Origin of the sequence: Leptospira sanjuanensis (assembly GCF_022267375.1) — a bacterium.
Lineage (GTDB): Bacteria > Spirochaetota > Leptospiria > Leptospirales > Leptospiraceae > Leptospira > Leptospira sanjuanensis.
The window spans coordinates 887,647-909,794 of sequence record NZ_JAIZBH010000001.1; the positions used below are offsets into that span (position 1 = coordinate 887,647).

Annotated in this window: 18 protein-coding genes; 10 read left to right on the forward strand and 8 right to left on the reverse strand. The window is 47.1% G+C overall.

Annotated elements, in window-relative coordinates; translation table 11 throughout:
• The first annotated feature begins 83 nt into the window (after positions 1–83).
• The gene (locus LFX17_RS04000) at positions 84–608 is read left to right on the forward strand and encodes a hypothetical protein (protein ID WP_238729141.1); all 525 of its coding nucleotides are present in this window, start codon (positions 84–86) and stop codon (positions 606–608) included.
• Between the two features lie 92 nt (positions 609–700).
• On the opposite strand, the gene LFX17_RS04005 is transcribed toward LFX17_RS04000, so the two are convergent.
• On the reverse strand, positions 701–2,152 hold the full coding sequence (locus LFX17_RS04005; protein ID WP_238745171.1) for a pectinacetylesterase family protein: 1,452 nt from the start codon (positions 2,150–2,152) through the stop codon (positions 701–703).
• Positions 2,153–2,246: 94 nt separating this feature from the next.
• The gene (locus tag LFX17_RS04010) at positions 2,247–3,188 is read right to left on the reverse strand and encodes an NADP-dependent oxidoreductase (protein WP_238745173.1); all 942 of its coding nucleotides are present in this window, start codon (positions 3,186–3,188) and stop codon (positions 2,247–2,249) included.
• Between the two features lie 97 nt (positions 3,189–3,285).
• On the opposite strand from LFX17_RS04010, the gene lon reads away from it, so the two are divergent.
• The 4 genes from lon to LFX17_RS20845 all read left to right on the forward strand — a co-directional run bounded on the left by lon (position 3,286) and on the right by LFX17_RS20845 (position 10,137).
• Complete coding sequence (gene lon, locus LFX17_RS04015; protein ID WP_238747659.1) at positions 3,286–5,871, forward strand: endopeptidase La; 2,586 nt, start codon at positions 3,286–3,288, stop codon at positions 5,869–5,871.
• A gap of 46 nt (positions 5,872–5,917) precedes the next feature.
• A complete protein-coding gene (locus tag LFX17_RS04020) occupies positions 5,918–7,042 on the forward strand; it encodes a DegT/DnrJ/EryC1/StrS aminotransferase family protein (protein WP_238745174.1) in 1,125 nt (374 codons plus the stop codon).
• A 242-nt stretch (positions 7,043–7,284) separates the two neighbouring features.
• The gene (locus tag LFX17_RS04025) at positions 7,285–7,767 is read left to right on the forward strand and encodes a Dps family protein (protein ID WP_118957609.1); all 483 of its coding nucleotides are present in this window, start codon (positions 7,285–7,287) and stop codon (positions 7,765–7,767) included.
• A gap of 279 nt (positions 7,768–8,046) precedes the next feature.
• On the forward strand, positions 8,047–10,137 hold the full coding sequence (locus tag LFX17_RS20845; protein WP_238729145.1) for a methyl-accepting chemotaxis protein: 2,091 nt from the start codon (positions 8,047–8,049) through the stop codon (positions 10,135–10,137).
• 65 nt (positions 10,138–10,202) lie between these two features.
• On the opposite strand, the gene amt is transcribed toward LFX17_RS20845, so the two are convergent.
• The 3 genes from amt to LFX17_RS04045 form a co-directional block, all read right to left on the reverse strand.
• The gene (gene amt, locus LFX17_RS04035) at positions 10,203–12,563 is read right to left on the reverse strand and encodes an ammonium transporter (protein WP_238729146.1); all 2,361 of its coding nucleotides are present in this window, start codon (positions 12,561–12,563) and stop codon (positions 10,203–10,205) included.
• A 310-nt stretch (positions 12,564–12,873) separates the two neighbouring features.
• Positions 12,874–14,235: a peptidoglycan recognition protein family protein gene (locus tag LFX17_RS04040; protein WP_238745176.1), complete on the reverse strand. Its 1,362-nt coding sequence runs from the start codon at positions 14,233–14,235 to the stop codon at positions 12,874–12,876.
• A complete protein-coding gene (locus LFX17_RS04045; protein WP_238745178.1) occupies positions 14,232–14,822 on the reverse strand; it encodes a hypothetical protein in 591 nt (196 codons plus the stop codon). The genes LFX17_RS04040 and LFX17_RS04045 overlap by 4 nt, the downstream gene beginning before the upstream one ends.
• Positions 14,823–14,932: 110 nt before the next feature.
• Here LFX17_RS04045 and LFX17_RS04050 point away from each other — a divergent pair, with 110 nt between their 5' ends.
• Positions 14,933–15,097: a hypothetical protein gene (locus tag LFX17_RS04050; RefSeq protein ID WP_238729149.1), complete on the forward strand. Its 165-nt coding sequence runs from the start codon at positions 14,933–14,935 to the stop codon at positions 15,095–15,097.
• On the opposite strand, the gene LFX17_RS04055 is transcribed toward LFX17_RS04050, so the two are convergent.
• A complete protein-coding gene (locus LFX17_RS04055) occupies positions 15,094–15,747 on the reverse strand; it encodes an LA_3696 family protein (protein ID WP_238745180.1) in 654 nt (217 codons plus the stop codon). The two genes, LFX17_RS04050 and LFX17_RS04055, sit on opposite strands and share 4 nt — an antisense overlap.
• 213 nt (positions 15,748–15,960) lie before the next feature.
• Complete coding sequence (locus tag LFX17_RS04060) at positions 15,961–16,776, reverse strand: tetratricopeptide repeat protein (RefSeq protein WP_238745182.1); 816 nt, start codon at positions 16,774–16,776, stop codon at positions 15,961–15,963.
• 34 nt (positions 16,777–16,810) lie between these two features.
• On the opposite strand from LFX17_RS04060, the gene ribH reads away from it, so the two are divergent.
• The 4 genes from ribH to LFX17_RS04080 are packed head-to-tail and all read left to right on the forward strand — an operon-like array spanning position 16,811 to position 21,079.
• Positions 16,811–17,272: a 6,7-dimethyl-8-ribityllumazine synthase gene (gene ribH, locus LFX17_RS04065; protein ID WP_238729151.1), complete on the forward strand. Its 462-nt coding sequence runs from the start codon at positions 16,811–16,813 to the stop codon at positions 17,270–17,272.
• Entirely contained in the window at positions 17,273–17,689 is a 417-nt protein-coding gene (gene nusB, locus LFX17_RS04070; RefSeq protein ID WP_238729152.1) for a transcription antitermination factor NusB, read from the forward strand.
• Positions 17,682–19,748 (forward strand): tetratricopeptide repeat protein, encoded by a 2,067-nt coding sequence (locus LFX17_RS04075; protein ID WP_238745184.1) that lies wholly within the window; start codon positions 17,682–17,684, stop codon positions 19,746–19,748. The genes nusB and LFX17_RS04075 overlap by 8 nt, the downstream gene beginning before the upstream one ends.
• A gap of 47 nt (positions 19,749–19,795) precedes the next feature.
• Positions 19,796–21,079: a HEAT repeat domain-containing protein gene (locus tag LFX17_RS04080; RefSeq protein WP_238731500.1), complete on the forward strand. Its 1,284-nt coding sequence runs from the start codon at positions 19,796–19,798 to the stop codon at positions 21,077–21,079.
• Positions 21,080–21,352: 273 nt separating this feature from the next.
• Here the strand turns inward: LFX17_RS04080 and LFX17_RS04085 are convergent, their stop codons facing one another.
• Positions 21,353–22,120: a hypothetical protein gene (locus LFX17_RS04085; protein ID WP_238745186.1), complete on the reverse strand. Its 768-nt coding sequence runs from the start codon at positions 22,118–22,120 to the stop codon at positions 21,353–21,355.
• Positions 22,121–22,148: the final 28 nt, after the last annotated feature.

Here is a 22,148-nt window from a genome sequence, read left to right on the forward strand (position 1 = left end):
AAAAAGGGAACCTTCGATGACCGTATCCGAACGTCGTCGGGAATATATCAAACGTCAACTCTCTTTGAAGGAATACAAATAAAATGAAAAAGACGATCTTAGCGCTTTTGATCTTGGTTATGGCGATTGCATGTAAACCTAAGGAAACCGACGAGGAAAAATCGGATAAACTTTTCTTGAACCTCTTAATTGCAGGTTATGTTTTAAACCCTTGTAATAGCGGTGCGCGATTGTCCGCCGGCGCGAGTAACATTACCGTTCCGGAAGGACAAACTTTCACCGTGTGCGGCGATAAAAACGGAACTCCGACCTTGACATTCGCGAAGGCGGGAACGTATCGATTGACCGGTGTTAACGGCACACAAGTTCATTCCTCAAGCCGTTGCAATTCGGAGCGCGATCAATTCGAAATCCTCGTGAAAGACGGCGGGAATGCCACGGTTCTCACCAGCTCCGCGAGCGGTGCAACGGCAAACATCACTGTTGCGGCTAACGCGGTTTATTCGATTAGTGTGACGGGCGTTTCAACGACTTCTCCATATACCTGCAATGGCGTGCGAGCCTCTATCTCCACGACTGCGGCTCTTTTGACGATTACGCCGATTTGATGTTTCGATGGATGTCGAAGTAAGAATTTACTTCGATTGTGTAGAAAGAGAACCGCACGAGTTCGTTCAAGAGAATCGTGCGGTTTCTTTTTTTAGAGACCGGTGATGGTTCCGCAGGTGGTCAGTAAACTTCTTGCGTTCGCGTAGGATTGATCGGAGGTTGCTACCCCGAGCGCGAGATTGATCTTGTTCTTGATCAAATTGGAATTCGCGCAATTTCCTCCGTTGTTGGAACACTTCGCGTTCCCCGGTTTTACTCCTGTGGAAAGCGTCGTCAGCCAAGTTACGAAGTTCGTTCCTCCCGCGCTTACGTTGTACATATCCTCGGAAGTAGTGATCGTATGTACGTCCCCCGGCGCGATGTAATAAGAATAGTTCGTCGCTCCGCCCGAAATTCCCGTCATAGAAGTGACAGCCTGCTGGGACCAACCGCAGCTGGATCCGTCCGTAGACGCGGGTGTTCCGTCCGGCGCCGTACTTCCGTCCGAATCTCCGAATAACGCCGAATAGGTTTTGCTCGAATCATAAGGATCGGTCGTTTTCGAATCCGAATATGTCGGCGCGGCGTTGATGATATTCATGACCTTGTAAAAGAATCTTTGATTTCCGTCAAAAAGAGCGGTGTATTGTCCGGTCTTATCTCCCGAGCCGTTGTAGTAAGTGGAAACCTTAGTAAAGAAATCCTGAATGGACGGTGTTCCGGTCGTGAGATAGTTTGCGGCGATTCCCGTCACCCATGTCGGTAGATTCGGGTCCGCTCCCCACTGCGTGCTCAAGTTGTTAAAAAATCCGGCGGGCACGACTCCGTTGGACGCATCCGAAAGTAGATTCACTTTTACGGAGGCGTTCAAACCTTTCACGGTTTCTCGTACGATCGGATAATTCAATAAGGCTCCGTATCCACCGGCGCTTTGTCCGGTCACGAAGACATTCTCCACACCCGTATATTCGGATTGAATGTATTTCAACGTCGCGAGTACATTATCGTATCCGCGGTGTTTGACGACCGTAGCCGTTCCGGTGTTTGGGTTTGTGTAGGTCATATCCTTGGAACCGATGTGAAGATCTCCCGTGCAATACGGAATAAAGACTACATCATAATCTTTGAATGGGTTCGAAGCGTTGCCCGCGTTCATCACTCCCTGAAACGCGAGTTTTACGAACAGATCCGGAACGGAATTGAGCTGATTGAAATACGTCGTCGTGCTGTTTCCGAAACAGTTATAATTGCTCCAACACGCTCCTCCTCCCATAAAGTTGATGAGAAGTTTCTTATTCGAAGCGCTTACTTTTTTGCGGTAGATGGAGAATGTCGTATTTCCGTCGGCTCCCGTACAAGAAGGGGTATACGCTCTGTTCGTATAACTTGCTCCCGCCACGGTGATCGTCCCCGCCGAAGGAGTGATCTTTTCATAAGGATTGTATAAAAAATCCGCCACGACTAAAGCCAGGATCGTTTTGTCGTCGTCATCGTCGTTTTTCTTGCAGTCGGCGAAAGCGAAAACAAGACAAATTGCCATGAGGGTTACTGCGCGTCGTTTCATCGGTTGAACTCCTATCTCTCGTTCCCCTGTATCTTTTTGAACTCGCCAATTATAGGATTCCCGCAAAGGAAAGTCAATCGATACCGAAAAATAATCAAACGTTCAATACGATCTTTCCTCTCGTATGAAACCGTCCGATTTCTTCCATTGCGTCCGCCGCTTTGGAAAGAGGGAAGATGCGACTGACGTAGGTTTTGAGTTTTCCTTCGTCCGCGAGCCGACTCAACGTTTCCAGCTGTTTTGCGTTGGGTTCCACGAAATGATACGCGGCGGAAACATTCGGAATTGCGGAGAAGTCGCTTTCTAAGATGGACACGATTCTTCCTTGGGAATGAAGACAGGAAACTCCTTCGAAAAATGTAGGACCTCCCACAAAATCCATCACGAGGTCCGCTCCCTTCGGGTAAGAATGTAGGAACTCCTTCTTCCAATCGGGATTTTTGTAGTTCAAGGCAAGATCGACCTTCCATTCGTTCTTAAGAAAATCCTGGTTTTCCGGTCCGGCCAATCCGATCACAGCAGCTCCGACATTCTTTGCAAGTTGAACGGCGAAACTTCCCACGCCGCCCGAAGCTCCGAGAATCAAAACCGTATTCCCCGCTTTGCAGTCGGCCAATTGAAAGAGACATTGGTATGCCGTTAAACCTGCGAGAGGAGTTCCCGCACTTTCCTCGAACGACATGGCCTCCGACTTTTTCGCCAGATACGATTCCGGGATCGCAATCCATTCCGCGTAGGCCCCTTTGGAAATCGTGGGTCTTCTGCAATAACTGAAAACTTCGTCTCCGATCTCGAATCGTCTCGCCGCGTGACCCCGCGCTTCCACTACGCCCGAAAATTCCCAACCTGGGATTACGGGAAATTCGTGCGGCATTCTCCCCTGCAGCTTGCCTTCTCTGATTTTCCAATCGACCGGATTGACTCCCGCCGAGTGAATTTTAACGAGAACCTCTCCTTCCTTGGGTTCCGGAGTCGGAACTTCGACCCATTCCAGAACTTCTTTTCCGCCGAATCGGGACATTTGGATTGCTTTCATGATTTTTTTAGACGGAGAATGGGACGGATTTGATTTGAGAATCCTTTCCTGCGTAGGAACCTGGACAAATCCGGCCTTTGTCGGAACACATGCTGGAATGGAGGGGCGATTGGAACCATTAGAGGATTTGTCGGGAACGGAAGAAAATCCGATCATTCCGTTGGACTCGATTCTTCCCCCGGAACTGTTTTTAATTCCGATCAAGTCCCGACCCGTGTTTCCGGGCATCATCACGCCGTTGATCGTTCCGAGCGGAAAGTTCGAAAGAGCGGTCGAAGAATCCATCAAAGGCAATTCGTTTCTCGGTCTCGTTCTTTTAAAGGATGAGGAGAATGAAAAGGAAACTTCCGAAAACATCTATCAATACGGCGTTGTCGCCAAAATATTAAAAAAAGTGAATTTACCGGACGGTGCGGTCAATATTCTGATCAACACGGTTCGTCGTTTTAAAATCTCTTCTTATACAAGCATCGATCCGTTGATCGCCAAGGTTTCGTATCCGGAGGAAGAACCGGGCGCGCCTAAGAATACGATCAAAGCGATGATGAGAACCCTTCTCGTCATGACCCGCGAACTCGCGCAGAATAATCCGCTCTTTACGGAAGAGATGAAACTCACGATGCTCAACGTAAACGAGCCGGGAAAGATGGCCGATTTCGTATGTTCCATTCTCAACCTCGAAAAGGAAGAATATCAATCCGTCATCGAATCCAACGTTCTGAAGGAAAGAATCGAAAAGGTTCTTTTGTTTTTAAAAAAGGAAATCGAACTCGTCTCGATCCAGAGGGAAATCTCCGATCAGATTCAGGATAAGATCGACAAACAACAAAGACAATTCTTTCTAAGAGAACAGCTCAAGGCGATTCAAAACGAACTCGGAATCAAGGACGATAAGTTCGAAAAGAAATACGAAAAATTTCTAGAACGTCTTAAATCCATCGGAGCCGATCCCGAAGTCATCGAAGAAGTCGCAAGGGAACTGGATAAGTTCTCCTATGCCGATCCGAACACCGGAGATTACAACGTTATCCGAAATTACTTGGACATTCTCGAATCTTTGCCTTGGGAACCCGCTGTCAATCGGGAGATCGATCTCGACAAAGCCAAACGGACGCTCGATCGGGATCACTACAAACTAGAGGACATCAAGGATCGAATTCTGGAATTTCTCGCGGTGAAAAAACTCAAGAGCGACGAAAAGGGAACGATTCTTCTTTTAGTCGGACCGCCCGGAGTCGGAAAGACATCCATCGCAAAGTCGATCGCGGAAGCGATGGGAAGAAAGTTCTTCCGTTTTTCCGTGGGAGGAATGCGGGACGAAGCCGAGATCAAAGGACATAGACGAACGTATATCGGATCGATGCCGGGAAAAATCATTTCCGCACTTCGCATAACAAAAGAGAAGGATTGTGTGATTCTTCTCGACGAGATCGATAAACTCGCCGTGGGAATTCAAGGCGATCCCGCCTCCGCGCTGCTCGAAGTTTTGGATCCGGAGCAGAACAAAAATTTCCGGGATCATTATCTGGATCTTCCATTCGATATTTCGAATGTGTTTTTTATCGCGACAGCGAATACCTTGGATACGATCTCCAGAATTCTACTCGATCGAATGGAAATCATCAATCTTTCCGGATATATCACGGATGAAAAGGTTCAGATCTTTCAGAAATATCTTTGGAAAAAAGTTCTCCAAAAAAACGGAGTCGCGCCGTACGGAATCGAATTCGATAAGAAGGCCGTCGTCGCTCTGATCGATTCGTATTCGAGGGAATCCGGCGTCCGCGGATTGGAAAAGGTCACGGACAAGCTCGTGCGTAAGATCGCGATGAAGATCGTACGAAAGGAGCCGTTCCCCAAAGTCATTCGGGAAAAGGATCTCGAAACCTTTTTAGGAGTCCCCAAGTTTACGGACGAACGAATGGTTCGCGCGACCGTTCCCGGAACCGCGCTCGGACTTGCTTGGACGTCGGTGGGAGGAGCTACTCTTTTGATCGAAGCCCTTTTCGTAAAAGGAAAAGGCGGGATTCTCTTAACCGGAATGATCGGCAAAACGATGGAGGAATCCTCGAACATCGCTCTCAGCTATATTAAGAATTTCTTACATAATGACGATTTGTTTTCGGACAAGATGATTCATCTTCACGTTCCGGACGGAGCGACTCCGAAGGACGGACCTTCTGCGGGAGTTACGATGGCGACTGCGATTCTTTCCCTTGCCTTGAATACGAAGATCAAAGCGGGTTTCGGTATGACGGGCGAACTGACCTTAACGGGAGAGGTTCTTGCCATCGGAGGGCTTCGCGAAAAGATCGTAGCCGCCAAACGCGTGGGAATCCATAAGATCATCTATCCTAAGGACAATCTGCAGCATCTCGAGGAGATTCCCGATTACGTGAAAAAGGGGATGACCTTTTTTCCTGTGAGTCGTTACGAAGAGGTCGCAGCGCTGATGTTCGACGAAAAACTCTTATTAAAAGCGGATCCTTCGTTTCGGACTAGGCTCAATTCTTCGGGTGAAAACGCAAACAAAGCCGCAAGTCAGAAGACGCTCATGAAAAAGAGCGCGTCGAATCGAAAGACCGCGGCGAATAAGAAGGCTGCGACTTCTTCCGGGAATCTGAAAAATTCCGCGGCTAAAAAGAAAGCCGATTCGAAAGCGGCGCCGAAAAAGAAGAAGTAGTATTTTAGAATATTCTTAAGTATAAAATTAAAAACAGGAGAGCCGAATGGGCGTTCCATTTATCGATATCAAAAGGTTTGAACCGGGACTACTGGAAGAATGGGAAGAAAAAGTAAAGGTTCTCAGTAAAAACGCAAGTTTTATCGGAGGAGAAGAAGTTTCCCTCCTGGAAAAGAATCTCGCCGCTCAGGCGGAAACGAAATATTCCGTAGCGTGCGCGAACGGAACGGACGCGCTTCAACTCGCATTACGTGCGTTAGGTGTAGGAAAGGGAGACGCGGTGCTTCTTCCTGACTCCACTTTCTGGGCTACTTTTGAAGCCGTAGTGAACGTGGGAGCCGATCCTTATACGATCGATACCAATCCGGAAGATCTGCAGATGGACTTCGCAGAATTTGAAAAGGCTGTGGATAAAGTAAAACCGAAAGCCGCAATGATCGTTCATCTTTACGGATGGGGATCTTCCCGCATCGAAGACTTCCGCAAACTCTGCAAGTCAAAGGGAATCCCGCTTTTGGAAGACGGGGCTCAGTGTTATGGAGTGAAATACAAAGGCGCTTCGATCTACAAGGACGCGTTGATCAGCACGACATCCTTTTATCCTGCGAAAGTATTGGGTGGAGCGGGAGACGGCGGAGCGGTATTTACGAACGACGAAGAACTCGCAAACAAAGTAAGAATGCTTGCCAATCACGGAAGAATTTCGCATTACGCGTACGGAGACGTGGGTTGGAACTCCAGACTCGATACTCTGCAGGCAGCGTTTCTCAACATCAATCTGAAACATCTCGATGCGAGAATCGTTTCAAGAAGAAAGGCCGCACAAAAATACTATGAAGTACTCCCAAGTCTGGGAATCCAAGTGATTCATCCGCCTAAGGATTACGAAGAGAACGGATACTGCAACGTAACCCTATCGTCACCCGAAGAACGTCCTCATATTCAGGATGTGTTGAAGGAAAAGGGAATCGGATTCGGAAATATCTATCCCGGTGCGATGAGCGATCAACCCGGAGCGAAGCCGTATATCAAAGGAAAGTTCGGCGATAAACATACGACGGGGAGGATCTGCGCTTCCGTTCTCAATTATCCCTTGTTTCCATACATGAAGGACGAAGAATTGGAAGAGGTTTTCGCCGCGATTCGCGTTTACAACTCCAAGAAAAAATAATTCAAGCCTTAAGGAGTGGAAAATCTTCCACTCCTTTTTTCTAATATAACAATCCGCACCTAAATTGGGCCGTGTTCTTGCGAATCGGTTTTTTAATAAAGTAAAATTACGATTCGCGACGTGTCATAAGAATTTCGATATTACGTTTTCTTTTTGATAAAAGACTTGGTTTTGAATGACATTGCAAGTTTTTTCTTGTCGTTTTACAGCTTCCGTCTAAAATGAAAGAGGGGGATCGAAATATGAACGACATAGATATAGGAATTTCCGAAAAAAACAGAGAAACGATCAATACCGGGTTGCAAAAATTATTAGCCGATACGTACATTCTGTATTTTAAAACGCATAGCTATCATTGGAATGTGACCGGCCCGTTATTCAATACGCTTCATCTCATGTTTCAAACACAGTACAACGAACTTTGGCTGTCGATCGATCTGATCGCGGAACGAATTCGTTCGCTCGGATTTTACGCTCCGAGTTCTTCGCATCAACTCGGCAAATTGACTTCGATTCACGAGGAAGGCGGAGTTCCCCATGCGGAAGATATGATCCGTCATCTTGTCGCAGGACATGAAACGGTGATCAGAACGGCTCGTGCACTCTTGCCTGCGGCCGATGCGGGCGGGGACGAAGTGACTTTGGATCTGTTGACGCAAAGACTCGAGGTTCATGAAAAAACGGCTTGGATGCTGCGAAGCATGTTGGTCGTAGATAACGCCTAATTTTTAAACCGAAATCTCTTCGGGAATCGAAAATTCCGAAACGAATTCGAACGATGGCAAGCGGGCGTCTTCTCACTGCGTGAGAACCGCGCTTGCTACGCGCTGCCGGTCCTTTCTCGCTCCGCTCGAAACGACTGCTGCGCACGCTCCGCATCGCTGACGCGGGTTCCCCGCCAACAAGATTCTTCTTTCTTCCGTTTTTATAAAACGCGAAGTAATAAATTCTTGAAAAAACTCTTCCAATCCGATTCAGTCTTCTCCTTCAAGGAATCGAATCCAGTGATCCAAAAAATATACAATCTTTCCCTTATCAAAAAACTGATTCTTGTTATTCTTCCAACCCTTGTTCCGCTCTTGCTTGCGAGCTTTTTCTTCTTAAAGGAGTTTATGGACAAAAGCGAATTTACCAGAAGGGAAGTGGGGGGAATCGATTTCTTCTTCGGGGCGATCGAACTCTATTCCAAATTCGTGGATCGCAGAAAGGATTTTTATTATGTGATGAAAGGAAAGTCTTCCGTCGATGCTCTGAAGAAAAGCAATCAGGCCGTGGAAGACTCTCTTACCAAACTCGAGGAATTGGAAAAGGAGATCGGATTTATGAAACGTTCTCCCGAATATCTGGCTTCCATGCGAAAAGAATGGAAAATCCTTCCGAAACTGCCCGATTCTTCACTGACGATCGAAGGAGTGATTCAGGCCCACGACCCGTTCTTTAAACTTCTGATGGAGTATCAGGATTACGTGGCTCAGGATTCGAATCTGATCCTCGATTCCTATCCCGAAACGTTCTACGTTCTTTCCGTAAATATATTATATATTCCGAATATAATCAGCGACTTGGCGTTGATTCGGGGAACCGGATATCAGCTTTTGGAAAATGAAAATCCGAATTTTCTTTCCAAGGAAGCGATTCAAATCTTCAATAAGATTCATCATATCGAAAGCAATCAAAAAGAAGTCACGGCGTTGCTCGAGCGATCGGTCGGGCAGAACGGAGTGATCAAGGAAAAATTCGAAGAACGAATCCGCAATCTCGACAAGCTCGTAAAGGAAAACTTGGATCGATGCAAAAAGACTTTTTCCGGTCAATCTCCCGAAACCGCGGACGTGTTTTTAAAACGAATGCTCGTATTTGTCGACGAATACAAGGTTCTGGAAAGGGATCTTCTGTCGACGACTCAGGTTCTTTTGGAAGAAAGATTGAGGGCCGATCGTTTACGGATCGTAGCCGCGATTTCCGGTCTTTTGATTCTTCTGCTCGTGACGACTTTGTTCTGTTTCGTTGTTATACGTTCTATCATCGATCCCGTTCATAAGATCACTCTCGGATTAAAACAAGCTATGGGAGAAAGGGATCTAACGCTGCGAATCGACGCGGTATACGACAACGAGATCGGTGAAATCACCGTGACCGCGAACGAATTCCTGCGCTATCTTTCCGAGTTGTTTCAAACGCTTTCGAGGATGGCGCGCAATTCCAATCAAATCGTAAACCAGCTAACGGAGTCCATACGAAGCCTCAATCAATCGGCGCAGTCGCAAGCCGCGGGAACCGAACAATCCTCCGCCGCTCTCGAAGAGATTGCGGCTTCTTTACAGAACGTTCTTCAATCCGTGGAGGGAGAGGCGCGGGACGCGCAGGATTTAAAGATTCGGTCGGGTGAGCTTAAAAACTCCATGGGACTCGCGGGTGAAAAACTCGTCAGCCTCAGCGATTCCGTTCGTCGAACCGCTACGGCCGCCGTGGAAGGAAAGGAAACGATTCTTCAGGCTACCAAAGCCATCGACGAAATCCGCGAAATGGCAAAGCAGATCAATTCGATCACTACGTTGATTACGGGAATTTCCGATCAAACGAATCTGTTGTCGTTGAATGCCGCGATCGAAGCCGCTCGCGCGGGAGAAGCGGGACGCGGATTTGCGGTCGTCGCGGAGGAAATTTCGAAACTTGCGGATCGTTCCGTTTCCAGCGTACGCGATATCGAACGGCTCGTTTCGAACACGCACGAAGCGGTGGACAAAGGATCGAATAACGTCAATTTTGTGGTGACCTTTCTTTTGGATTTGATCGAAAACACGAATCGATATCAGGAAGAAGTGGTCGGTCTCGTCAATAACGTCAAAGAAAACACGAATCGAGTCGATCAAATCACCGATACGATCGGAAAAGTTTCCGCGGAATCCCTGCAGATCGAAACCGCAACAAAGGAGCAAAAACTTTCAACGGATCAGATCGCGGACACGATTCAATTGATCACCACGGAGTCGCAATCGATCGCGTCCAATTCGGACGAAGTGTCCAGAGTCGCGGAAAAGATTCAACACCAAGCCAACGAATTGGATTCCATTCTTTCCCAGTTCAAGTTTTGACGATTTTACTTTAAGGATGCGCGCAATTCCCAAAATGAATCGTGTCGTTCGAATCGGAATCGCGGTTAACCCGGGATCAAATCCTGGGATACGTCCTTTTCCACGCGAAAGTTTCTAACAAGAGAGTTGAGAATTCCCGCGAGTTGTTTTAGGAATTCTCCGGTGGCGGATAATTCTTCCGATTGCGCCGAAATTTCATGAAACGCTCCGTTGATGAACTCGACCGATTGATACAATCCCCCGATTTCCGAGGAGCGTTCCCCGATGTTCGACATGATGACTTCGCTCTGGGCCGCGATCGACGAATTGAGCCGATCCAGATCTCCGATCAGATCGGAATAACGGGAACTGCTTTCACGAATTGTAATATTCGTATGCGCTAATGTTCTGAATTCTTCCGTTAGATTTTTGAAAAAATCCACCGTGTTGCCGACCGTCGCCTTTCCCCTGAAAACTGCGGTTTGGATTTCTCCGAGGATCTCGCTGGCTTTTTTCGTGCTTTCCTGCGTTCCGGAGGCAAGTTTGTTGATCTCTTCGGCGACGACTCCGAACCCCTTTCCGGAAGTTCCCGATCGAGCCGCTTCGATCGATGCGTTGATCGAAAGCATTCCGAGTTTTGCGGAGATATCGTTTAGAAGTTTGACAAGGCCTTCCACTTTTTTTGCCGAAGTTCCGATGTCGTTGATATCGGATTCGAGATGATTGAGTTCCTTTCTGCTGAGATCGATCGTTTTGACCGAAGCTTCCGATCTTTCGGAACTCGCTTTCAAGTCGGCATCGAACTTTCTAAATCCGTAAACGAGTTCGTTTAACAATTCCTTTGCGTTTTTCTCGATTTCCTTCTGTTCCGTCGCCGAGCTGGAGATTCTCTGAAAGGATTCGCGGAACGAATCGAAGATGGAAGTGACTTCCTCCAAACTCGCGGCTTGTTGCTGGATTCCATGGCTCATATGCCCCCAAGCGGTGGAAATTTCGGAAGCGGAATTCTCGAGTTCTCCCGATTTTTCCTTAATCGTATAGATCATCTTTCCGAGATTGTTGAGATATTGGTTCATCAGGTACGCGATGGCTCCGGCTTCGGTTCCGGCATCCACATGGATTTTTTTCGTGAGGTCGCCTCCGCCTTTGGATAAATCCTTGAGCGAATGGATGAGATCGATCCAGCTCGAGCCGGCTCCGTGTTCGGCTACGTTCAAACCTTTCTCTTCGTATTCTTCCTTTACGCGGATTCCCATGGAGATTTTCAAGATCCAGAAAAGAATCAATCCGAGTCCGAAGGCCCAAACGGCGCAGGTAATCACCCCGATCAACTGAGGGATCATTTGAATATTAGGGTTTTTTGATATAAGAGGAAGTAATAGGGTTCCTATGATTCCGCAAACTCCGTGAACGGGAAACGCACCGACCACGTCGTCGAGACGGAACACTTTTTCCAAGATCCAAGAAGTCAATACCACGGAGCTTCCCGCGATTCCTCCGAGAAGAAGCGCGCCCGCAGGTGCAATTTCGTGACAGCCCGCCGTGACGGCGACGAGTCCGCCGAGAACTCCGTTCATACAATCTTCCACGGACGCGATCTTATAAAAGAGCCAGGAAACGCTGATGGCGACGATACCTCCCGCACTTCCCGCAAGGCTTGTGTTGAGAATGATCAGAGGAACTTGTTCGGTAAACGAAAGCGCGCTTCCTCCGTTGAATCCGAACCAGCCGAACCAAAGGATAAAAACTCCTAAAACGGAAAACGTGAGATTGTGTCCTTGGATTTTGCGCGGTGTTCCGTCTTCCTTAAACTTGTCCTTTCTCGCGCCGAGAAGGATGATTCCCGCCAAGGAGATCCAACCGCCTAACGAGTGTACGACGGTAGAACCGGCAAAGTCCACGAAACCGGTTCGTGCAATCCATCCTCCGCCCCAGGTCCAATGGCCGAAAATCGGATAGATCGCGGCGGATACTACGATGGATACGACTAAATATGCAGAAAATTTAATGCGTTCGGCGACCGCACCGGAAACGATCGTGGCTGCCGTTCCCATAAACGCGACTTGAAATAAAAAGAATGCGAATTCTTTTCCGGAAACGAAACCTTCCAGAAAAAATAGATTCGTTCCGAAACGACCCTGCTCCGAAATCCCGAACATCAATCCGAAACCTACGCAGAAAAATACGACTGTTCCGACAATATAATCCATTAAGTTTTTGACGGCTACGTTGATCGTGTTTTTAAGCCGGGAAAGTCCCGTTTCGAGCATCAGAAAGCCGGCCTGCATAAAGAAAACTAACGCCGCGCAGACGATAATCCAAAGCGGGTCCACCGTTTTCGCGAGTTCCTGCGCGGGAGAATCTGCGAGCAGCGGTGTGTCGATTCCTAAAAAGAAAGTCAAGACGAGGCAAATCGTCCGGTAGTAATTTTTGAAAAGTTTTTTCATATCGTTCTAACTCGATCGAGAAATTTCGAAATTCGAACGTCCCTGGTATTTGTATCGGCGATCGAAATCAACGTTGATTAGTATGGAAAGAATCCTTCAGGATTGAGGGATCAATGATTTATTATGAAACTGTAAAAAAATTTATTCTTTGCAAGTAAGGGAAAAAAATAGTTTCGGTTTCTTTATGCGTCGCCGTATCAATTCATAGTACAGCATGAAGGCGAATTATAAAAAGTAATTACTTGTTGAAAAATTCGTTCCTTGTTCGAAAGGAAACACACAAATAATGTTTTTAAAATGGCAAAAGGGTTTACGGCTGAAAAGAAGTGAATAAGAGAATCCAGTCGTTGCTCTGTCTTTCGAACCAGTTCTCTTCCGCATAAAACGTTCCGCCGACTTGTTCGATCACTTCTTTCATATAGGGTTCGCCGGGATCAAAGTCTTTTCCGTCGAGATGAATCGAGCCGCCCCATTTTTTCTTCGCTTGCGTATGGGAGAATACGCCTCGTAACGATTCCACTCTTTCGTTGGTGAGCGGGATCTTGTATCTTTCGGACAATTCCTTAACCAAGCGCGCTACCGCCTTGGTTTGTTCGCGATTGGATAGGAGCATATCCGTGTCTTTCCCCACGATTTCCACTTGAAAACAATTCGCGTTCGTTCCTGTCGCCGCGGCGGCTGTGTCCAGAATGGAATCCAGAAGTTGATATATTTTGCCGTCCTGATCGGCGAGAAAGGTCGCGGATAGATTCCGTTTTTCTAATACTTCCAAAGTCCTTTGATAATCGGGAATCGCGGTGTAATGAAGAACGATACACTCGGGACGGATCGTGCCTCTATGATTGTAACGAAGTCTTTTTTCTTCGGGCGCTTTTCCGTCCGAAGTTTTTTCGATCGAGCTCAACTCGATCGACGGAGCGGGGGTGGTTCCTCTTCCGTGTGTGAATGTCTGTATGACTTTTTTACCGGAAGAATCCGTGAACTTCTCTTTTCGTAAAACCCAACCCGAAATAAATCGATCCTTCCAATCCGTTTCAGGAAAGAATTTTCCCTGCGTTTTTGCGAGAAGCGCGGACAAAACCTTTTCGCTGCCGCATTCTCCCGTATCCAAAAATCTGCCGAACTTCTTTTTGCTTTGCGTATGGGTGAAGATCCCTTTGCCCGAAGCGATGTCGTGGTTGTTTAGAGGAATGGAATATTCTTTCGCTAAACCTCCGATCAATTCGGATAACGCGCTCAGTTGGGATTCGTTTTTCAGGATTGTGTCGTTTGCACCTTCCCAAGAAACGTGGATCGTCGTTTCGTCCATACCCGGCGCGGCTCTGTAAAGAATTTTGGAAGGATCCTCCACTCCGTAGACGCTTCCGTTTTCCAGGACGAGAAAGTGGACCATCCATCCGGAGCTTTTGCTTTTTTCCAAATATTCTTCCGCTTTAAGTCCGTTGGTGTGATGGAGAAGAATCGATTTTACCCGGAAGGACCAGCGTCGTTTTCCGATCGTCTCCAAGGATTCTTTGCTTAGACCCAAAGTGAAAAGCGGAAGAATTTTGCCCGGCTGGGGTTGTGCCGCTGAAACTTCCGGCTGTGTCGTCCGTGTCTGTTGTATTGCGGGCGAGGCACACTGAAAAACGAATATTAAAAATAAGAACGGAGTAAGGACTGAGATTTTCATAAACCGGAAACCTTGTCTCGAAGTCGAGTGAGATCCTCTCTTAATTTTTCGAGAGTTCTGGATAATTTCCGATGGCGGTTGATTAAATCCGAATATTCGGAAATTCTAAAATTCTTCGCTTTTTTCTTTTTGTCCTCTTTCTCTTCGGGAGCGAGAGGGATTTCGCGGAACAAATCCGCGGAAGAATCGAATTCCTGCGTCAGTTTTTTGTATTCCGCGGAACACGCGGAAAAGAACTCGGGAGAAAGATTGGGTTTGGAGGATTCGATCTGTTTTTCGAGCGAGTCCTTCGCCGTTTTCAAAAAGGAGAATAAGGATTGGTTGTCCTGAACGACTTCGTTTAACGATTCTTGTAGATGGATTTCCGTTTTGTTTTTGGAATGATGGATTCCCTTCTTCGCTTTGAAATAAATCAAATAGATCAGAACGACGGATACGATAAAAATTACGGAGAACAGAAAGAAGGTTCTTTTTTCGTAGATCCATTCCAGAGTTTCCCACTGAAATAGATCCGGCGCGTAAGCCGCCGTTGCTAAACCGGCCAAAACGAGAAAGGTCGTGGAATAAAAGAAAATGCGGAAAGCCATTCGATTTCATGACAGATTCTCCGGCGCCGATTGTCAAGGAACCTTCTTTCGCAAAGAAAACGTTCTCGGGAATTTAAGAACGTCCCCCGGCCGATCCGATATAAAAAGGGATGGAAGAACCCACTCCCAAACCTCTTTCCGGTTCCGGCAAGGTCGTAAATTTCGGACTTTATAAGATCAAAAAAGCCCTGCGTGAAGAAGGCTTCGAGGTCGTGGAAAAACCGGACGGGAAAATCTCCCTGGTGATCCGGGTCGGCAAAGAAAGGCAACGTTAGAAAATTTTCGCAACGGCTAATAGAAAGCTTCCAATTCCAAGCATCCCCGCTAAAATCCAACGAGTTTGAATCGCGATCGTTTTATGAAGATCAGCGATATCACCTTTCATTTCGGCTTTAAAAGAACTGATTTCTAAACGGATTTGATTCATTTCGATTTTTGTTTCGAAACGGTGATCATTGAGGTTGCTTCTTATTTCTTCTTTGAACTCGCCTATCTCGGTTCGCACCGTTTCTTTGAACGCGTTGAATTCAATTCGGACCGCTTCTTTGAACTCGCCTATCTCGGTTCGCACCGTTTCTTTGAACCGATCCAATTCGGCTCTCATGTTAAAACGGAATTGGTAATTGGATTCATTGACCTCTCTTCGAAAGTCGGCCAATTCTTCCTTAAACTCATTTTTCCAGAGAGCAAGTTCGTTCTTCAAGGAAAGGTGATCCTCTTTGAGTTTTCCTTCGAATCGATCGGATGCATTCGTCAGCATGTTACCTCGGAATTTTGTTAGAGTAGAATTCAGAAACGTTACGAATTGATCGGTGCCGTCGGCTCCCAGGATCTCTTCCAACTTAGCCGGAATCGTATGAACCCAGAGCACGTCAAAATTTTCGTTCTCATCTTTGTAGTTCGCAAGCATTTTTTTGTCCTCCATCGGAATCGGTTCTTGGAGGAGGTTGCTCAGGATGATTCTTTGAATGAAAAATTTACAGCGTTTCCCAAAAGCTAATTTTACTTTACCAGAAAGATCAGCTGCAAGGTTCTGTCCCGGTTTCGGGACAGGTTCTTATTCTTTATTCAAAAGATTCTAATTTAGAAAATTCTTAAATAGTTTTAAAAACAAAGAATCGTTATTTGAAAATCGATTTTACGTCCCGTCCGGATCGGAGTCCGGAAGTTCCACTTCTTCTTCGCGCTTCGGTTCGGGTTTTAAGAACTCCCCGCATTTTTCCGTAAGCTTTTCGTGGATCTTCCATTTGTCCCCGGCAAGAGGCATAACGCGGAGATACAATCGATAGTTTCGAATCGATCCTCTGCAATAACCTCCCTTCAAATACAATTGACCGAGAAGTTTTCTCGCGGCGGGATGTGCAGGTTCCATTTCGATGACTTGATTGGCGAGACGTACGGCGCGGTCCGGATTGTTGGACGCGAGTTTTCTCGCTTCTTCCCAAGCGGGAATCGTTTCCTTTTCGTATTTTCGATAGAGATCCGTGTTGCCCATTTGGAATAAACGGAAGATGATCGCGTCTTCTTTTCCGTTCTGACAAATCCCGTACCAAATATCTTCTTCCCGTTCGGTGATTCGGTTGGCTCGGATTCCCGCAAGTTTGGAACCGTCGATACAACCCGTGGCTTCGAATAAATCCTTCATCGCTTGCGGAGAAGTCGCCAAAATTCTTCTCGCCCTGTTTTCAAACGTTGCGATCTCGTCTTCAGGCAAAGAATCCTCCGGATTGGGAAGATCCTGTAAACCCGATAACACCCGGAGTTTGATGTTGGATTCCAAAACCCATTCGGGTAAATTGAGGGATTTTAAAAACAGATCTTCTTTCGGAAACCATCTGCGATAAACCGAACAGTCGACCAGAGTGAGAATCAAACTAAGAATGAATGCAAAACGCAGATAAGGGGAGAAAAACGATCCTGAGAGGACTTTTTGATTTGCCACAATAGGTAACATGTGATTTCTCAACAATAGAATCAATCAGGAATCTATGATCCAAGAACTGAAAGCAGACCTCAACGGAAAGGGACAAAAACATTGCGTGATCGTCTCCCGCTTTAACGAATTTATCACCGAAAGCCTTTTGAAAGGGGCTCTCGAATCCTTCCGTATGCACGGAGTCAAGGAAGAAGACGTGACCGTGGTTCGTGTTCCCGGCGCGTATGAAATGCCGGTGGTAGTAGCCAAGGCTGCCGCTTCCAAAAAATACGATTCCATCATTTGTTTGGGCGCCGTAATCCGAGGCGCGACCGCTCATTTCGATTTTGTCGCGGGCGAATCCGCAAAGATCGGATCGATCGGAGTTCAACATTCCATTCCCGTCGTGTTCGGAGTTTTAACCACGGATACGATCGAACAAGCGATCGAAAGAGCGGGAACCAAGGCGGGGAACAAGGGCGCAGAAGCGGCCGCGACCGCCGTGGAAATGGTGAACCTGCTTTCCCTCCTTTAAATGTCAGCCAGACGCACATCCAGAGAGATCGCCGTCATGGCGCTTTACCAATTGGAACTAACCGGGCCTCCGCTCAAAGAGGTTCTCAAGTTCAAATGGTATGATAAAAAAACGGAACAAGAAGAAAGGGATTTCGCCGTTTCGATCGTAAATGGGGTTGTGAAAAATCAGGAACAGATCGATACTCTGATCAAGAAGTACTCCAAAAATTGGGACTTTTCCAGAATCAGCGTCGTGAACAAAGCGATTCTCCGTTTGTCCGTGTACGCGTTGTTGCATACCTGGGAAGTTCCGAAGAACGTTACGATCGACGAGGCTGTAGAGCTTACGAAGGAATTCGAAAGCGAAGAATCGGCCCGTTTCGTAAACGGAGTCTTAGACGCGATTCTCAAAAACGAAATCAAATCCGATGGATAAAGAAATCCGAAAAAACAGGCTGTTCTTGGAGGGAATAGAGGAGAAGGAACTCTATTTCCCGGAAGACAGAGAACCTGTTCGGATCCGCAGATCGTATAATAAACTTCTAATATTCTGGATTTTGATGGGAGTTCTCGTGTTGGGAGGACTCGGTTTTGCCGTTTACTATCAATTCTTCCGCGCTAAATCCCCCGAATCCGAATTTGCAGGCGCGTTCAATAAGGACCTCGTTCAGAATAAATCGGACATCAACCGTCTTTTGGAAAGACCGTATCTTCCGGACGGAAACGCGAACCCGCAATTGACAAAGTGCATCAATCTTTATAAGGAACGATTCACAAGACAAGCGTTCGACTATTGCAACGAGTTTTTGGATTCCACCGGAACGCAGGAGGAGAAGTCGATCGCATTGACGGTGTTAGGCGTCATTCACGACGAAAGCGGGCGTTATCCGCAGGCGATCGAGCGGCTTCAAAAAGCGGTCCAATACGATCCTAAGAATTTTTACGCATACTACAACCTGACCCTCGCTTACAAACACGCCGGAAGATTTGCGGACGCGAGAATGGCCGCGCTCAAAGCGAAGGAAATCGCTCCGAACGATCCGAGGGTTTCTCTTCTTGCGGGGAACTTGTTCAACGAGTTGAACGATCCCGATGCTGCGATCGACGCGTATAAGGAAGGTTTGTCCGCCGCGCCCGAAGACATGTATCTGACTTACAATCTCGCGGTCAGTTATTTTAAAAAAGGGGAGATTCCGCAAGCCGAGGAGGAATTTAAGAAAGTCGTATTAAAATCACCTTCGGGAAGACTCGCGGCCTTATCACATTCTTATCTGGGAAACATCGCGTATAACAAACAGGATTATCGAGCCGCGGAATATCATTTCCGTCAGGCGAGCAATCTTTCTCCGAACGAAGCGAAGTATCTCTATAACCTTGCGGTCGTTCTGCAAAAAAACGGAAACAAGGAAGAGGCGCTGAAATATCTCGAACTTGCGAGAGACGCGGGCGCGAACGATCCGGAGATTTATCGACTGATCGCGGAAGGATTCTCCAATTTGAATCAGGGAGAGATGTCCATTTCCGCGCTTCAGAAAAGTTTAAAATACAATCCGACCGATATCGATTCCCTTTTTCAACTCGCGGAAGCGTATTACAACAAAGGCGATCTTTTATCCGCGGAAGAAACGTATCGAAGAATCGTTTCCTCGACTCCGGGTGATAGTTTTACCGAAACGGCGCTCATCAACTTAGGAGTCGTGTTGGATCAGATGGAACGGTATTCCGAAGCGATCAGCTCGCTGAACCGAGTCGTCGAACTCAATCCGAAAAACGCGAAAGCCTATCATACATTAGGACTTGTTTATAAACATTCCGGGAACGGAACTCTTGCGATCGAAAACTGGAGAAAGTCGACTGCGATCGAACCCGAAAACGTGCAGAGCCGCGAAGCCCTCGGCGATTATCTTCTCGAGAATAAATTCTTCCGCGAGGCGGTGGAGGAATATACGGGGGTCGTGAAACACAAGAACGACGCCTACAAGGTATATCTCAAGATGGCCGAAGCCTACATGGGAATGCAGGACGATTCCAACGCGGAAAAGATTCTTTTGAAAGTGCTGAACACTTCGAGAGACGGGGCCGATCTGAAGAACGCCCACAAAAAACTCGCTTTGTTATACAACAAATCCAAGGATCCCGATTTGAAAAACCGCGCTAAGGACGAAGCCTTCCGTTCGGCGCACATGGACCCGAACGACATGGAAGGCCGTTTGGTGCTTGCAAAAATTCTAATAGACTCCAATTCGATTTTGGATCGCGAAAAGGCGATCGACGAATTGACGGCGATCGTGCGTTCGGACGTAAGGCCGAAAACCGCAGCGACGGCGTACAACTATCTCGGAATCTGTTATTATAAAAACGGGGAATTTAAACGTGCGGTTCGCGCGTTTCAAAGCTCGATCGACTTGGATCCTTCGTTGTCCGAGGCTTACGAAAACAAACGGGCCGCATCCGCCGCTCTGGAAGAATCCACACGCAGAGAGGGATTCTTCTGAAACTTTTTTCCGTAAGCGTTTTACTCGTATTTTTTCTCCTTTTCCCGATTTCCGCGGCCGAAACTCCCAAAGACGAATTTAAGGAAAAAGTTTTAAACGCATCCAAGTCGCAAGCACAGGCGATCGGAGAGATTCGGGTAAAAAATCGAAACGATCTCGTCAAAGAATTACCCGCAATCTTTCAAAACGAGGATGAAAAGGTTCAACTCGCGATTCTTCGATTGTTCGGAGAATACGAGGATCTTGATGCGATCGCGCCGAACTGGACCGCGGCGCTCGACACCGTCTTTCAGAAGTCTACGAACGATAACCTGAAAAAGGAAATTCTTCTTTTAGCGGAAAAGAAAAAAGAGAAACGGCTGATTTATTCGGTGATCGCCGCGTTCAGCGATCCGTCCACGCAAGTTCGAATGTTGAGTTATCGTCTGATGCATCTTCTTAAGGACGATCGGGCGCTTCCGATTCTTTTGGACATGTCCCTTTCCAAAGATCCGGTTCAGAGGATGTATTTTTTGGAAGCTTCTTTGATCATCAAGGACGAACGGATTCAAAATCAGATTCATAAACTCGCAAACGACGAAAGCCCCGGCGTTCGTAAAAAATATCTGATCGCGATCAACCGACTCGGGATGACAGAAAAATTCTCCCAGTTTCAAAAATCCGCGACGAGCGATCCCGACGACGACGTAAGGCTGGTCGCGCTGGAAATTCTCAAAAATAAAAAAAACCGCCAGAATATTTCCTTATTTTACAAGGGTCTTACCGATCCCAATCCCGATATACGAAGAATTTCTCTCGAAGCCTTGTTGATCTTTCAGGACAAACAGGGTGCGAAAGCGATCTCCGAACAGCTCGCCAAAGAAGACACGCTTTTTCTCAAAGCGAGAATGATCGATCTTCTTTTGGATCTCGGAAGCAACGGAGGAGGTCAGGGAATTCTTGCGGTTTTGACGAACGGCGAAGAAACCGAACTGAGAACGAAGGCCGCGTTTGCGGTCGGAAAGCTAGGAGCGAATACGAGCGCGGTCGAGCTTACCAAAATTCTTTCCGATGAAAAGGAGAATATGGTCAAATGGCAGTTGATTCATTCCTTGGGCGAACTGAAGGATAAGAACGCCGTGCCTGCGTTACTCGTGCTTGCCCGTAATTCCCGTGAAAAGTTGAACCTGAGAATCGAAGCCGTCATCACGATTCGGATGATCAACGATCCGGACAGCCTTCCTTCCATCTTTGAAGCTTACGTTTCCGAAAACGATAAAACTCTGCGCAACGAATTGGAAAATACGATGCGAGAGATTTTGAATCTGAAGTTTCCTCCGAAACTTCCATAAGAATATTCGAATATTTTAATGGGCGAGTTCCCGCCAACGCGGGAAACGCGCTGCTACGGGTTCGCTGCTCGCTCATCTCTTCGCGTTTTCCGGTTTTAGGGAAAACGAATTTTTGAAAGAATGGCGAAGAGACAAGCCCTTCGCATCGCTCTCGCGGAGGATCGCCGAACACGTCCGCTATTTTTCGCATTTCACGATTGTTCCGAAAAAAAATATCCGCGTCTTCCCGTGGGAATTCCCGCGAACTCAAATCTATTTCTCCGTGGGAACTCCTCATTCCAGCCTCTTGTAATACCCGATCGAGACGTTCACAAAAAGGCCTTGATCGTGTGCTTTGTGCAGACCTAAAGCCCCGTATTGATTTTCAAAGGCGACTCGATCGGGCGAATCCGTCCAAGCGTTCGGCCAGAAACGAATCGAAGGCTCGATCATAAGACCGTCCTTACCTCCGAAAGGAAAGAATCGATAATAAACGCCGAGTCCTGCGGATCGAGTTCGATAACGATGTGCGGAGCCGGGTAGGACGTATTTGGCGCCGTATAAGAATTCGGCTTCGATCGCTTTGCGAACGGTTAGATCCGTAAAATACTCGTTTTGAGAAAGAGGGGGAACCCAATTCTCCGCGCCGTTCCCGGCGATCGGAAGATCGGAACGGATTCCAAGAGCTTGCGAAAGATACAATTCATCGGGAGAAGTTCCCGATTGAACGCGGTAAAAATGTTCCTTGAATTCGAGACGAATATCGAAGTTGGGAGTGATGAGATAGCCGATTCCAACGCCCGTGGTATAAGGCAGATGAATCTTGAGATCCTGTTTTCTTTCGGTTTCGTTTAAACCGGCGCCGCCCATTCGATCCAAATGAAGATCGGAACCGTGAGAATATTCGAACACGAAATTTTTACCGTAGTAAGTTCCGGCCAAATTCCAACCGCCCAAAAGCGGCTGTGACAAACCTCCTTGCACGGAAAATCCTTCCGCAAACAAAAGGGCGGGAATCAAAAGAAGAAGAGAGATCCAGGTTTTGATTAAGATTCTTGACATGACGTTCCTCCGAACGAGTCTACAATAC

What these genes read in the sequence shown, in the direction of transcription:
- LFX17_RS04045 (WP_238745178.1), bottom strand. Translation starts at nt 14,822, where the DNA reads ATGGCTTTCCGCATTTTCTTTTATTCCACGACCTTTCTCGTTTTGGCC.
- LFX17_RS04060 (WP_238745182.1), bottom strand. Translation starts at nt 16,776, where the DNA reads ATGTTACCTATTGTGGCAAATCAAAAAGTCCTCTCAGGATCGTTTTTC.
- LFX17_RS04085 (WP_238745186.1), bottom strand. Translation starts at nt 22,120, where the DNA reads ATGTCAAGAATCTTAATCAAAACCTGGATCTCTCTTCTTCTTTTGATT.
- LFX17_RS04005 (WP_238745171.1), bottom strand. Translation starts at nt 2,152, where the DNA reads ATGAAACGACGCGCAGTAACCCTCATGGCAATTTGTCTTGTTTTCGCT.
- LFX17_RS04075 (WP_238745184.1), top strand. Translation starts at nt 17,682, where the DNA reads ATGGATAAAGAAATCCGAAAAAACAGGCTGTTCTTGGAGGGAATAGAG.
- LFX17_RS04055 (WP_238745180.1), bottom strand. Translation starts at nt 15,747, where the DNA reads ATGGAGGACAAAAAAATGCTTGCGAACTACAAAGATGAGAACGAAAAT.
- LFX17_RS04050 (WP_238729149.1), top strand. Translation starts at nt 14,933, where the DNA reads ATGGAAGAACCCACTCCCAAACCTCTTTCCGGTTCCGGCAAGGTCGTA.
- LFX17_RS04020 (WP_238745174.1), top strand. Translation starts at nt 5,918, where the DNA reads ATGGGCGTTCCATTTATCGATATCAAAAGGTTTGAACCGGGACTACTG.
- ribH (WP_238729151.1), top strand. Translation starts at nt 16,811, where the DNA reads ATGATCCAAGAACTGAAAGCAGACCTCAACGGAAAGGGACAAAAACAT.
- amt (WP_238729146.1), bottom strand. Translation starts at nt 12,563, where the DNA reads ATGAAAAAACTTTTCAAAAATTACTACCGGACGATTTGCCTCGTCTTG.
- nusB (WP_238729152.1), top strand. Translation starts at nt 17,273, where the DNA reads ATGTCAGCCAGACGCACATCCAGAGAGATCGCCGTCATGGCGCTTTAC.
- LFX17_RS04025 (WP_118957609.1), top strand. Translation starts at nt 7,285, where the DNA reads ATGAACGACATAGATATAGGAATTTCCGAAAAAAACAGAGAAACGATC.
- LFX17_RS04010 (WP_238745173.1), bottom strand. Translation starts at nt 3,188, where the DNA reads ATGAAAGCAATCCAAATGTCCCGATTCGGCGGAAAAGAAGTTCTGGAA.
- LFX17_RS04040 (WP_238745176.1), bottom strand. Translation starts at nt 14,235, where the DNA reads ATGAAAATCTCAGTCCTTACTCCGTTCTTATTTTTAATATTCGTTTTT.
- lon (WP_238747659.1), top strand. Translation starts at nt 3,286, where the DNA reads ATGGAGGGGCGATTGGAACCATTAGAGGATTTGTCGGGAACGGAAGAA.
- LFX17_RS04000 (WP_238729141.1), top strand. Translation starts at nt 84, where the DNA reads ATGAAAAAGACGATCTTAGCGCTTTTGATCTTGGTTATGGCGATTGCA.